Origin of the sequence: Rhodococcus sp. WWJCD1, assembly GCF_002258735.1 — a bacterium.
Lineage (GTDB): Bacteria > Actinomycetota > Actinomycetes > Mycobacteriales > Mycobacteriaceae > Rhodococcoides.
This window is the reverse complement of the sequence record NZ_NOXY01000012.1, coordinates 154,189-166,837: the sequence shown is the minus strand read 5'-3', so window position 1 is coordinate 166,837 and position 12,649 is coordinate 154,189. Positions and strand designations below refer to the sequence as shown.

The window sequence follows — 12,649 nt, the reverse complement described above, 5'->3', positions numbered from 1 at the left end:
TCGGGCCTGTGAACGGATCGTTCCCCAACACCTGTTTTCAAAGAAGTTCTTTCAAGGAGAAAACAGAAGTATTAATAGGTCCTGTGCAATCTGTGCACGGACGGTTGGATCTGCTGGTCGCCTCGCGTGGTGTCGTGGGGATGAATTCGGGACCAATATGCGATTGACGCGCGGCTGCCTGTGGACGAATCCCATCGGTGCACAGGCGCCCACACTCCATCCCCAGAACTTCGATGTTGTCCACATGGTTATCCACAGGTGTGAATCAATGGTCGACGCCCGAAAAACAGATCGACATCGAGTCGAGAATCGGCGCCGATCATGGACGAGAAACGGAGACGGCACCGAACCCGCGATGGGATTCGGTGCCGTCTTCTGCGTTCGTCTGTGCCCGGTGGGCTACCGCTTCGAGCGTTGCTTGATCCGTGCAGTGAGCTCTTGGACCTGGTCGTACACCTTCCGGCGCTCGGTCATCTCCTTGCGAATCTTCTTGTCCGCGTACATGACCGTCGTGTGATCTCGTCCGAACGTCTGGCCGATCTTGGGCAGCGACAAGTCGGTGAGCTCGCGGCAGAGATACATGGCGATCTGCCTGGCCATCGCCAGCGCTCGGGCCTTACCCGGGCCGCACAGGTCCTCGATGGAGGTGTTGAAGTACTCCGCCGTGACAGCCATGATCGTTGCTGCATTGATCTCGAGACTCGACGAATCGGGAATGAGATCGCGCAGGACCACCTCCGCCAGTGTGAGGTCGAGCGCTTGTCCGTTGAGCGACGCGAATGCCGTCACACGAATGAGGGCGCCCTCGAGCTCACGGATATTTCGTTCGATGCGGCTGGCGATCAGTTCGAGTACGTCGTGTGGCACGTCGAGGCGGTCCATCCGAGCCTTCTTGCTCAGAATGGCGATGCGCGTCTCGAGCTCGGGCGGCTGGACATCGGTGATCAGGCCCCACTCGAAGCGGGTACGGAGCCGCTCTTCCAGGGTGGCCAGCTGCTTCGGGGGCCGGTCGGACGAGACGACGATCTGTTTGTTGGCGTTGTGCAGAGTGTTGAAGGTGTGGAAGAACTCCTCCTGGATGCCTTCCTTGCCCTCGATGAACTGGATGTCGTCGACGAGCAGCACATCCGTCTCGCGGTAGCGGCGTTTGAACGCCACTTTGCGGTCGTCACGAAGACTGTTGATGAAGTCGTTCGTGAATTCTTCGGTGGAGACGTACTTGACCCGCATTCCAGGGAACAGTCGCTGCGCATAGTGACCGGCCGCGTGCAGGAGATGAGTCTTGCCCAATCCCGACGCACCCCATACGAACAGCGGATTGTAGGCGCGGGCAGGTGCTTCGGCGATGGCCACGGCAGCTGCGTGAGCGAACCGATTGGAGGCGCCGATGACGAACGTGTCGAAGGTGTACTTCGAGTTCAGGCTGTTCGCGCCCGACGACGGGGGCGACGATTCAGGGGGTTTGGTGAAGTACGTCGGCCACGAGTTCTGCACGCTCGCCAGCGCTTCGCGCTCGTCGTCCACCTCTTCGTAATCGGCGGTCTCGGAGTCGGAAGGCTCGTCGTCTCTGCTGGTCAGGACGCGGCGCCGGTAGGTGGGCGAGCTGACGGCGTCGGGGTAGGCCGACCGCTCGGAGTCGATCTTCTCGTCCTCGGGAGCGGAGATGCGTACCCCGAGTCCCTCGACACCCTGGCCGAGATGTCGGCCCAGTGCTCCCAGGATCGGCTCTCGAAGGTCTCGCTCGATGGCTTCCTGAGCGAAGGTCGAGGGAACGGCCAGCAGGGCGAACCCCTGCGTCAGAGTGAGCGGTTTGACCAGCGCGAGCCAGGCCTTCTGGCCCTTGGTGAGGGGAGACCCACTGTGACGGTCGGAAGTGAGCTCCGCGACCACCTCGGGCCAGATACGCGCGAGCGCATCCGGATCGTCGTTCACGTCGATCCCTCCGTTGTCGAGCATCGGTGTCTCGGCGGTGGTTGGACCGCCGAGCATTGGTCTCGTACGGGTACGACGCGTCGAAATTCGTGCGTCGTTTCCTGCCCGCGCGATGTCGGCGTCGGATAGCGTCGTCGATCGTGCGTCGTCGCGGCTGAGACCAGGGTCCGTGGGTGGACCCCGCAAGGTACGAATATGCCACCTGATCTGTGTTTCCACACAATTATCCACAGGTGTGGATAAACGACACCGATGTGAGCCCAGGGCTCTTCCCGGCTCGTGGTATCACGCACGCACCAGTCTGACCTGCATGGATGGTCGCTGTCTGTCGTACGATCGGACGAACCGCGCCGGCTCGATCTGTCATCGGCGAGCGCTGTCGATGCACATCACAGCCTCGGTCGCCGAATCCTCCGGTGCCTGTGCATGAACTGCCGAGCCGATCGGTCCGGAGCGAGTTTGACCACCGGTGACTCGATCAGTACTCTCGAACAGTCACCCAATAGCGAGGTGGCCGATGCTTGCTGGCTGCTCACAGTCTGTCTTCACTCGGATTTCTCGCTCGGGAGGCAAGCGACTTCATCCGAACTCGCTGGAACCTTTACAGCAGACGCCGACAGATCGGCGTCTTCGAATCTCGAGGAGTGTTGACCGTGGCCAAGGGCAAGCGGACGTTCCAGCCGAACAATCGCCGCCGCGCGCGCGTTCATGGCTTCCGTCTTCGTATGCGTACCCGTGCGGGTCGTGCAATCGTTTCCGCACGTCGCGGCAAGGGCCGTAAAGAACTCACAGCCTGATATTCGTTCGTCCGGACCTTGGAGCTCGGGATGCTTCCTGAGCCGAATCGACTGCACCGAGCACGTGATTTTTCCGTAGCGGTGCGTCGAGGACGCCGAATGGGTAGAGCTGATCTGGTCGTTCACGCCGTTGTGCGGGACGAGCAGGACATCGCATCGACCGTTCGGGGACCACGATTCGGATTGATCGTCAGCAAGGCAGTCGGGCCGGCCGTAACTCGTCATCGAGTTGCGCGCCGGCTTCGGCATATCTGTACCGACGTGGTCGGTGAGCTCCCCGAGACCACCGACGTGGTCATCCGCGCATTGCCGGGTGCCGCGACAGCGTCCTCGGCAGATCTACTGGTTCAACTGCGTTCAGGATTGAAGAAGCTCGGTCTTCTCGAAGCTCCGAAGGGTCCGCCGTCATGACATTCATGGGCAACCTTCGTTCCATTCCTGCTCGAACTCTCATGTATTTCATCGGGTTGTACCGAACCTATGTGTCCCCGATGAGACCTCCTACCTGTCGCTTCTCCCCCACCTGCAGTGAGTACGCCATCGAGGCGCTCGAGGTGCACGGGATGATGAAGGGCTCGTTGCTGGCAGTCGTCCGCCTCCTCAAATGTGCTCCCTGGCACTCTGGAGGATGGAACCCGGTGCCTGAACCCGGTAAGTGGCGCGCGAGCGTCACCGAGATGACCGAAACCGAAGAACACCACGATCTCGTGCGAGTGGAAGAACAGAGGAGTACATAGAGCCGTGCTCGACTTCATTTACTATCCGGTTGCCTGGATTCTCTGGGTGTGGCACAAGGTTTTCGGCTTTGTGTTCCAGGATCCCAGCAATGGATTCGCCTGGGCACTGTCCGTCGTCTTCCTGGTCTTCACCCTGCGCTTGATTCTGTACAAGCCCTTCGTCAAGCAGGTCCGCACGACGCGGCAGATGCAGGAGCTACAGCCGCAGATCAAGGCTCTGCAGAAGAAGTACGGCAAAGACAAACAAAAAATGGCCGTCGAGATGCAGAAACTGCAGAAGGAACACGGCTTCAACCCGCTGATGGGCTGCCTACCCGTGTTGGCACAGGCACCGGTGTTCATCGGACTGTTTCACGTGCTTCGTTCGTTCAACCGCACCGGCACCGGTGTCGGCCAGCTCGGCCTGAGCCCGGAAGAGAACCGCGAACTCTCGAACTATGCGTTCAGCGTGGCCGATGTGCAGTCGTTCCTCGATGCTCGACTGTTCGGAGCCCCGATTTCGGCATGGATCACCATGCCGCAGGAGCAGCTCAACGCGTTCGCCGTCGGACCGGGCGCCTCCATTCCGTCGACGTTCGTCATCGCGGCGGTATCGATTCCACTGATGATCATCGCGGCGATCATGACCCACATGAACTCGCGTGCATCGGTGGCGCGTCAGAGCGCCGCAGCAGCTGCGAATCCGCAGTCCGCGATCATGAACAAGCTTGCGCTGTACGTGTTCCCGCTGGGTGTATTGGTCTTCGGCGCCCTGCTGCCGATCGCGATCCTGCTGTACTGGGTCAGCAACAACACCTGGACCTACGCACAGCAGCACCTGGTATTCGGAAAGATCGACAAAGAAGAAGCTGCCAAGGCTGTCGCTGCCGTGGAGAAGCGTTCCGAGAACGCGCCGAAGCCGGGCGTCAAGCCGGTATCGGTGACCAAGCCGAAGCCGGGTGCGCGGCCCAAGCTGTCGAAGATGACGCCGGTAGACGACGATGCGACGACCGACAGCGGTGACACCTCGGGTTCGGCCAACGGTGCGGCAACTCCGGTCAGGCCCAGACCGCAGGCGAACCGGAACAAGTCGACCAAGCGCAAGCGGCGCTGACCGACACGTCGAGAGAAGGACGAACATGGCAGCGGACGTAGAAGAAGCTCAGAACGACGAAGTACAGAAGCCAGTCGATGCGGTATCCGGGGATGGAGTGAATGACGTGATGGTCGAGGCCGATCAGCTCAGCGCGGTCGACGCGGATGCGGACGAGAAGTCCGTGATCGAGGAATCCGCCGCCTCCGAGGTGGTCGAAGACAAGGCCGCGAAGGCCGCGAAGGCCGCGCCTGACGATGACGATGACGATGACGACGAGGACTACTTGGTCGAGGAAGGCGAAATTGCCGGCGACTACCTCGAACAGCTTCTCGACGTTCTCGACTTCGACGGAGACATCGACCTGGACGTCGAGGGCGACCGGGCCATCGTCAGCATCGACGGTGGGGACGATCTCGCCAAGCTCGTAGGCCGTAAGGGTGAGGTTCTCGACGCTCTTCAGGAACTGACCCGGTTGGCCGTTCAGCAGTCGACCGGAGAGCGCAGCAAGCTGATGCTCGACGTTGCCGGCTGGCGGGCGAAGCGTCGTACCGAACTGGGCAATCTCGGTGCCGAAGCCGCGCGGCGAGTGTTGGAATCGGGTGAGCGAGAAGAGCTGACTCCGATGACTCCGTTCGAGCGCAAGATCGTGCACGATGCAGTCGCGAAGATCGACGGCGTTGCCAGCGAGAGCACAGGAGTCGAGCCGTCTCGGCGGGTAGTTGTCGTCAAGGGATAGCAGCGCTTCTCGGTTGAAACAGCTCCACAATCTTTACAGCTTCACGATCTGATGGCCCTTACTTCGGTGGGGGCCATCGTCGTATGTGGACATTGGTGCCCAGGCTCTGCTCGAATGTCATCTGTGTAATTCAAACGCGCAACACGGTTCGAGAATGGTTTGTGGTCGAACTTTTCGTCGAAATATTTCGATCCAGGTATGCGCGACGCTTTCGTCACTGTGACGCGTGTACGCGGGCTCGGTTGTTAGCGGTTGATGCGAGTCGAGTGTTGTGGTTTCACGTGAAACAACGGCCGGAAGTCTCCAGGCACTCGGGAAGAGGCGCGGTTCCGCAGCGTTCAGAATTCGAGGCTTGCTGAGGGGGAAGTACGCGCCTGGGACGGTCACGAGCGACATTTGATGTTTCACGTGAAACCGGGCTTCCGTGTAGGGCTGTTGAGAATCGAACTTCTCGACTGTCGCTCGGGTCGGTCATGAAGCGGTTCGCGGCATCGGGTGTTCAAGTCATGACGCCGGGCTTTCCAGGTATCGCCGGACCGGCATCTCCAGACTCGCGTCGGATAAGAATTGGGACCCGCGAATTTGACCGGGGACATGGTGCGGTGGGATCAGCGATGAACGGACAGTTGCCGCGATCTGTTGCCCCACCATCGGTCAAGGGATGGTGGAGAGACCTATCCGAAGAAACAGTGAATTCCGGCTTGCCGGGTTCTCGGATACCGCGGAATTGTGCGCGCGGCACTCGGCGGTATGAACGACCAGACTTTCGAGTGTGCAGACCGTCAGCGTGGCCTGCTCTGTAATCCTCGTTGTTGCTACGACGAGGTCTCCTTTGACCGGTGCTGCCTCTGCCCCGCACGGACGCATTGCATCGGGCCCACCGAAGTGCGAGCGGCCGCGCGCGGTTGGCTATCAGGTGGAGCCGGTGGCGAACCGCTCCCCCGGCTCACTCGACAGGTCGATGATCAGTCCCTGCGGGGAATTGAACGCAACGATCTTCACCGTCCGCCTCACGCCCCGAATCCGAGATGCGACCGCACGTGTCACCCATTCGCGCGGGGGGGGGGCGACCCGGGGATGGTGTCATCGGTCAGCTTCACGTGAGAGACCGCCGCCGCCGATCCTAACGATTCTGAATACAGCCGGGCTTCTCGAGCTGATCGGATCTGAGGTGTTCGCACGATGGCACTCGAAGTGTCGAACGTGAAGTGTGTGTCGGCTTGTCGACATCGTCCTCACCGGACTGGATCCGCTCGCCTCGGCCGAGAGGCCTCGGCAATCGAGAGAAGCCTGCAACAGCAGAGTCTCAGGCGCGCCGAATGGGAAGCAGTTTCACGTGAAACATCGTCGTCGGTGATCGATCGTGATACCGAGAATCGGCAGACTTCTCGACTTGGTCGGAACCTCAGGCACCACACCGGATTGCTCGACGTGTCGACGGTTCGTGTCGGTCGGTGCGTAGACCGCGATCCCGCCAGAGCGGATCCGCTCGGTTCTGGCGAGCTTCGGTAGTGATCGGTCGGAAGCTGCCACAGCAGAGCCCAGCGTCTGTCGGGCGGGAAGTAGTTTCACGTGAAACATCTGGCAGCGCCGCCAACACTGGACAACCCTCGCGACGGGTGATCGAGCCGTGTGGCTCTCGCTCGGGCGACTCGTCCGGGGTTCACCCCACTCGGCGTCGTCGAGAACTGGGAGCCGATGGGATTCGGATTGTCAGGGAAGCAGTTCGGCGGAAGCCACCCGCGAGATCAGGAACCGTACGTGGTCTGGACAGATATCGGGATGGCGCCGCCCGGCTTCAGAAGTATCGGATTGCCCTCCGAGGAGAGCGATGTCCGAATCAGTGTGCAGATTCGCATACTTACAGCGATGTCGTTTGGCGTTCCGCGCCCGAGCACGGGAAGATGTTTCACGTGGAACAAGAACGCTCGGATAGCACCCAGTTGATGGCAATCGCGGAGCAGGTATTTGGGGACCGAATCGAATTGGCCCGGCGATATCACGGCTCGTTGGCGACTGCGGGCGTCGAGCGCGGGCTCATCGGACCTCGAGAGGTTCCACGACTCTGGGAACGCCACATCCTCAACTGCGCGGCGATCGGCGAACTCATAGACGAGGGCGAGACCGTCGTGGACATCGGCAGCGGCGCGGGACTCCCCGGAATCCCGTTGGCAATCGCGAGGCCGGACCTACGGGTCACTCTTGTGGAGCCGCTTCTTCGCCGCACCGTGTACCTCGCAGAGTTCATCGAAGAACACGATCTGAACGTCTTGGTTGTACGCGGTCGCGCTGAACAGCCCGGCGTGAAGAAGGAGGCGGGCGGCGCCGATGTGGTGACGTCGCGGGCAGTGGCCCCGTTGGAGAAGCTCGCCAAGTGGTCGCTTCCTCTTGTTCACGATCACGGTCGGATGCTGGCTCTGAAGGGATCGAGCGCCGGTGAAGAGATCGAGCGAGACCGGGCTTCCCTCACTCGGATGGGTGCTGGCAAGCTGGAGGTAGTGGAGTGCGGAGTGGGCCTGCTGCCTACTCCAACCATCGTCGTCAGAGCGGTCCGTCAGCCTCGGAGACCGGGTCGTCACTGACCTTCGGTCGCGGACTCGTCAGTCCCGCGCTCGTCCCTATCGATCGTATTGAACACAGTCAGTTCCGCACTAAGGAGCACATATGTCGGGTGGGTCCGATTCCACTGTTTCACGTGAAACAGCATCCAAGAAGAACGCGTCCAACTCGTCCGAGTCGGCACCGGCGGTGAAGAAGAGCTCCGACTTCGAGTACACCAACGCGATCTCGCCCGACGACACTCCGATCGGCGCCGCGGCACATCGAGCCAGTCAGGTTCTGCACCCGGGATCGGTGTCGCTCCCGAAGCCGGCGAAGCGGCGCATGCTGACGATCGCCAATCAGAAGGGCGGAGTTGGCAAGACCACCACCGCCGTGAACCTGGCTGCCGCGCTCGCCCTTCAGGGCCTGACGGTCCTGGTGGTCGATCTCGACCCCCAGGGCAACGCCAGCACCGCTCTGGGCGTCGAGCACCACTCCGGTGTGCCGTCGAGTTACGAGGTGCTCATCGGTGAAGTCAGCGCCAAGGATGCGGTGCAGCAGAGCCCTCACAGCGAGCGACTGTTCTGCATTCCGGCCACGATCGATCTTGCTGGAGCAGAGATCGAGCTGGTGTCGATGGTTGCCCGTGAGGGCCGACTGAAGACAGCCTTGTCGGTCGAGGAGCTCGGCGGAATCGATGCGGACTTCATCCTGATCGACTGCCCTCCGTCACTCGGCCTGCTGACGGTCAACGCGCTCGTTGCAGCGACCGAGGTACTCATTCCGATCCAATGCGAGTACTACGCACTCGAAGGAGTGGGACAACTCCTGCGCAATATCGAGCTGGTGCAGTCGCATCTGAACCCCGAACTCCACGTTTCCACAGTGATCCTGACGATGTACGACGGTCGTACGAAGTTGGCGGACCAGGTCGCGGAAGAGGTCCGCAAGCACTTCGGGGACGCCGTCCTGAGGGCCGTCATTCCTCGGAGCGTGAAGGTATCCGAGGCACCCGGTTACGGCATGACGGTGCTCGATTACGACCCCGGTTCACGAGGTGCGATGAGTTACCTGGACGCCGGACGAGAACTCGCCGCGCGGTCGGCCGGCATCGACGAAGCACGAAAGAAGTAAGTAGATGAGCCAAACGCGTAAAGGTGGCCTCGGCCGAGGCCTGGCCTCGCTCATTCCCACGGGGCCCGATGCCGGGCCGCGCCTCGGCAGCGCAGCCGCAGACGTGATCATCGGGGCGGATCGCAATGCCAAGGACAAGCCGGATACGTCCACGAAGCCGAAGCGCGCGCCGTCGGCCGACGACGCAACGGAAACCGCGACGGCTCCCACCCCGACTCCACCAGTGCTCAACGGAGACGACCTCTCCCCCGTCGGCGCCGTGTATCGCGAGATTGCACCGGATCGAATCGAAGCCAATCCGAAGCAGCCGAGACACGTCTTCGACGATGAATCTCTCGGCGAATTGGTGCACTCGATCCGCGAATTCGGGCTCATGCAGCCCATCGTGGTTCGGCTGGTTTCGGGTACCGCTGCCGCCGGAGACGCAAAGTATCAGCTCGTCATGGGCGAGCGTCGGTGGCGTGCGAGCCAGGAAGCCGGCCTCGAGACGATCCCCGCGATCGTGCGCGAGACGGCAGACGACGCAATGCTGCGCGACGCGTTGCTCGAAAACATCCATCGGGTACAGCTCAATCCGCTCGAAGAGGCGGCGGCGTATCAGCAACTGCTCGAAGAATTCGATGTGACCCACGAGGAATTGGCCGCAAAAATCGGGCGTTCACGTCCGGTCGTGACCAACATGATTCGACTGTTGAAGCTACCGATTCCGGTCCAACGTCGAGTGGCGGCGGGGGTTCTGTCGGCCGGGCACGCTCGTGCGCTGCTGTCGTTGGACGCAGGTTCCGATGCACAGGAGTCGTTGGCTGCGCGGATCGTTGCCGAAGGACTGTCCGTCCGCGCGACCGAGGAAGCCGTCACCCTGGCCAATCGGGAGGATGGAACGAGCCCGGAACCGGCACCTCGACGTAAGCCGATTCAGATGCCCGGGCTTCAGGACGTCGCCGACAGGCTCTCCGATTCATTCGATACGCGGGTGACGGTCAGTTTGGGCAAGCGAAAAGGCAAGATTGTGGTCGAGTTCGGGTCGGTGGACGACCTCGAAAGGATCGTCGAGATGATGGAAGCGCAGAAGAAAAAGTAGCGGCGTTTTTTCAGGACCATACGTACGCGGGCGAAACGTCACTGTGACGTAGCTCCATAATCTACGGTCTCGAAAGTCGCGATTGATGTCGAAAAACATTGTCATGCAACATATTTCAGGGAAACGGTCCGCGCGAGAGGGTCGACGATCGGATCGCCTATTCTTGTCGAGGTACGGATCGGCTCCGAGACAGAATTTTCCCGTTGGAACGAATGCACGAAGGCTGAGGTAAGCGGTGTCGGCGATGGTGACCGGAGTGACTCTCGGTTCGTTCGAGCATCTGCCGTCGCATTCGCGGCGCTGTAGCTTCTGGGTGCTCGATCCGGCATCGGAGGATTCGTCGGTCGACCTCGAGTTCGAGAACGAAGTGTGGTTGTCGACCATCATGCTCGAGTGGGGATCATGTGGGCAGCTGTTGTCCGTCGACGGCAAGACGATCGGCTGCGCACTCTATTGCCCACCCCGGGCCGTTCCGCGAGCGAGTACGTTTCCGACATCACCCGTCAGTCACGACGCGGTTCTGCTGACGCAACTACGAATCGATTCTCCGGATGATGCCGATCTGCACTCGGCCACGCTGATTCAGGCGGTGGTGGGAGATCTCGTCAATCGAGGTGTTCGCGCCCTGGAGGCATTCGGCATTCGGCACAACGCCGACGACGCAGCGCCGGTGGTTCCGAATGCGACGGCACATCTGACATGTTCGGCGTCGACGTGCATGATCGAAGCCGACTTTCTCGAGAAGGTCGGTTTCGAAGTGATTGCACCTCACCACAGATTCCCCAGACTACGACTCGAGCTGGACCGGGATCACGGATGGAAGCAGGACGTCGAATCTGCGCTGGAACAGTTGCTCATTGCAGCGAGCATCTCCGTCGTCGACATCGAACAGAAGTCGACCGTCGGCGCCCGCTGATTCTCGACCGGGAGATCAGGGACGATCGGCGGCGGCGAGTTCCTCGGCGAGCAATTCGGCGAACGTGAAGGTTCCGGTCGGCTGATCGTCCTGACCCAGTAGGTACAGCCGTTTCACGGCGATCAGAATTGCCTCGGCGATGATGTCGCGGAACCGCGGGTCGCTGAGCACCTCGACGTCGGATTCGTTGGTGAGGTATCCGACGTCGATCTGAATGGTCGGCATGTTGGTCAGGCGCAACAGATCCCATGTTCGGCCGTGGCTGCGGCAATCGAGAAGCGGTGTACGAGCGACAATTTCGCGCTGCACGTAGCTGGTGAGCACCTGACCGATCATGGACGTCGAACCGTGCGAATTGCCGAAGTGGAAACTGGCGACGCCGTTGGCAACCGGGCTGGTGCTCGAGGCACACCGGAGGGAGATCATCAGATCGGCACCCCAGGCATTGGCCGTCTCGGCGCGATCGGCCACAGAGGGATTGGTGCCACGGGCGCGGGAGAGGAACGTATCCATTCCGGTCGCAGCCATTCGGCCTTCGAGGCGACTGGCCAGGTCCCACAGAATTTCCGATTCGGAGACTCGACCCAGTGCTCCGTCGACGATGCGTCCGGTATCGGCACCGCCGAGGTCGGGATCGATGACGATGCGCTTGCCGGTCAGCTGTGGTCCCGACTTTCGGACGAGCTCTTCTTCGCTCATGGCATGCGGTGATCCACCGGTGACACGCGTTCCCAGGAGATCGAGCGAACGCAACGTTGCCGGTCCACAGATGCCATCCGGTGAAAGTCCGATTTCACGCTGGAACGAGGACAAGCCCTCGTGGGTGCGAGGGCCGAAGAAGCCGTCGACGCGTTCGTTGTAGAAACCGAGGTCCTGCAGTCGCGTCTGTAGTGAGGCGACGTCGTCTCCGTACAGCGGAGCGGACAACTGGTAGATGAGGGTTCGTGCGCCGAGATGGTACGACGCTTCTTTCAACGCGCGATACGTGGCCGGGCCGACGACACCGTCGACCAACAGACCACGGTGCTGCTGGAATGCGCGTACGGCCCCACCGAGGGCGCCGTCGAAGACGGAACCGGGAGCTGTCCAGTGACCGTCGTCCATGGGACCGGGCGGAACCACGGCCTCATGGAGGAAGCCGAGAGCCGACAGGGTGCCGCGGACCTCGGCGACGGCGGGTCCGGAATCGCCGTGACTGAGTTCCTGCATCCTCGAAACGCCTCCAGATCGTTCTGACTACACCGCATCCCGATGCGGCTGATGTGCCGACGCTGGGCATCGGCACATCAGATGATTGTCGCAGAAAGACTGCCTTCCGCTGCAATCCACACGATTCGGAGGTGAATCAGATAACGCCTTCGAGGTCTTTGAGCAGCGCGGCCTTGCCCTTGGCGCCGACGATTTGCTTGACCGGCTTGCCACCCTGGAACAGGATGAGCGTCGGAATCGACATGACCTTGAAGTCGCGGGCGGCCTGCGGGTTGGCGTCGATGTCGAGCTTGGCGATCGTCAACTTGTCCTTGTGCTCAGCGGCGATCTCCTCGAGAACCGGAGCGACCATCTTGCACGGGCCGCACCAGGTTGCCCAGAAGTCGACGAGGACGGGCTTCTCGCTGGTCAGCACGTCGTCGGCGAACGACGCGTCGGTGATGGTGACTGTGCTCTTGTCGTCGGACATTTCTATCTCCTCGATGTAGGAA

Annotated in this window: 12 protein-coding genes; 9 read left to right on the top strand and 3 right to left on the bottom strand. The window is 61.3% G+C overall.

What is annotated here, in order from left to right:
• Window positions 1-399: 399 nt before the first annotated feature.
• A complete protein-coding gene (dnaA, locus tag CH286_RS08440; protein WP_441347113.1) occupies window positions 400-1,956 on the bottom strand; it encodes a chromosomal replication initiator protein DnaA in 1,557 nt (518 codons plus the stop codon).
• Between the two features lie 629 nt (window positions 1,957-2,585).
• Here dnaA and rpmH point away from each other — a divergent pair.
• The 9 genes from rpmH to CH286_RS08390 all read left to right on the top strand — a co-directional run bounded on the left by rpmH (window position 2,586) and on the right by CH286_RS08390 (window position 10,949).
• Window positions 2,586-2,729: a 50S ribosomal protein L34 gene (gene rpmH / locus CH286_RS08435; protein WP_026347786.1), complete on the top strand. Its 144-nt coding sequence runs from the start codon at window positions 2,586-2,588 to the stop codon at window positions 2,727-2,729.
• A 30-nt stretch (window positions 2,730-2,759) separates the two neighbouring features.
• The gene (gene rnpA / locus CH286_RS08430) at window positions 2,760-3,140 is read left to right on the top strand and encodes a ribonuclease P protein component (RefSeq protein ID WP_094608931.1); all 381 of its coding nucleotides are present in this window, start codon (window positions 2,760-2,762) and stop codon (window positions 3,138-3,140) included.
• A complete protein-coding gene (yidD, locus tag CH286_RS08425) occupies window positions 3,137-3,466 on the top strand; it encodes a membrane protein insertion efficiency factor YidD (protein WP_032401667.1) in 330 nt (109 codons plus the stop codon). The genes rnpA and yidD overlap by 4 nt, the downstream gene beginning before the upstream one ends.
• Before the next feature lie 4 nt (window positions 3,467-3,470).
• The gene (yidC, locus tag CH286_RS08420; RefSeq protein ID WP_032401668.1) at window positions 3,471-4,559 is read left to right on the top strand and encodes a membrane protein insertase YidC; all 1,089 of its coding nucleotides are present in this window, start codon (window positions 3,471-3,473) and stop codon (window positions 4,557-4,559) included.
• Between the two features lie 25 nt (window positions 4,560-4,584).
• Window positions 4,585-5,277, top strand: coding sequence for a Jag family protein (locus CH286_RS08415; protein ID WP_255182612.1), 693 nt, complete (start codon window positions 4,585-4,587; stop codon window positions 5,275-5,277).
• A gap of 1,904 nt (window positions 5,278-7,181) precedes the next feature.
• A complete protein-coding gene (rsmG, locus tag CH286_RS08405; RefSeq protein WP_094608929.1) occupies window positions 7,182-7,859 on the top strand; it encodes a 16S rRNA (guanine(527)-N(7))-methyltransferase RsmG in 678 nt (225 codons plus the stop codon).
• 82 nt (window positions 7,860-7,941) lie between these two features.
• Window positions 7,942-8,952, top strand: coding sequence for a ParA family protein (locus CH286_RS08400; protein WP_094608928.1), 1,011 nt, complete (start codon window positions 7,942-7,944; stop codon window positions 8,950-8,952).
• Between the two features lie 4 nt (window positions 8,953-8,956).
• Complete coding sequence (locus CH286_RS08395) at window positions 8,957-10,033, top strand: ParB/RepB/Spo0J family partition protein (RefSeq protein WP_037152122.1); 1,077 nt, start codon at window positions 8,957-8,959, stop codon at window positions 10,031-10,033.
• Window positions 10,034-10,268: 235 nt separating this feature from the next.
• Complete coding sequence (locus tag CH286_RS08390) at window positions 10,269-10,949, top strand: hypothetical protein (RefSeq protein WP_032401674.1); 681 nt, start codon at window positions 10,269-10,271, stop codon at window positions 10,947-10,949.
• Between the two features lie 15 nt (window positions 10,950-10,964).
• Here the strand turns inward: CH286_RS08390 and CH286_RS08385 are convergent, their stop codons facing one another.
• Window positions 10,965-12,158 carry an N-acetylmuramoyl-L-alanine amidase gene (locus tag CH286_RS08385; protein WP_032378747.1) on the bottom strand — a complete coding sequence of 398 codons (1,194 nt, stop codon included), beginning with the start codon at window positions 12,156-12,158 and terminating at the stop codon, window positions 10,965-10,967.
• A 136-nt stretch (window positions 12,159-12,294) separates the two neighbouring features.
• Entirely contained in the window at window positions 12,295-12,627 is a 333-nt protein-coding gene (gene trxA, locus CH286_RS08380; protein ID WP_037152116.1) for a thioredoxin, read from the bottom strand.
• Window positions 12,628-12,649: the final 22 nt, after the last annotated feature.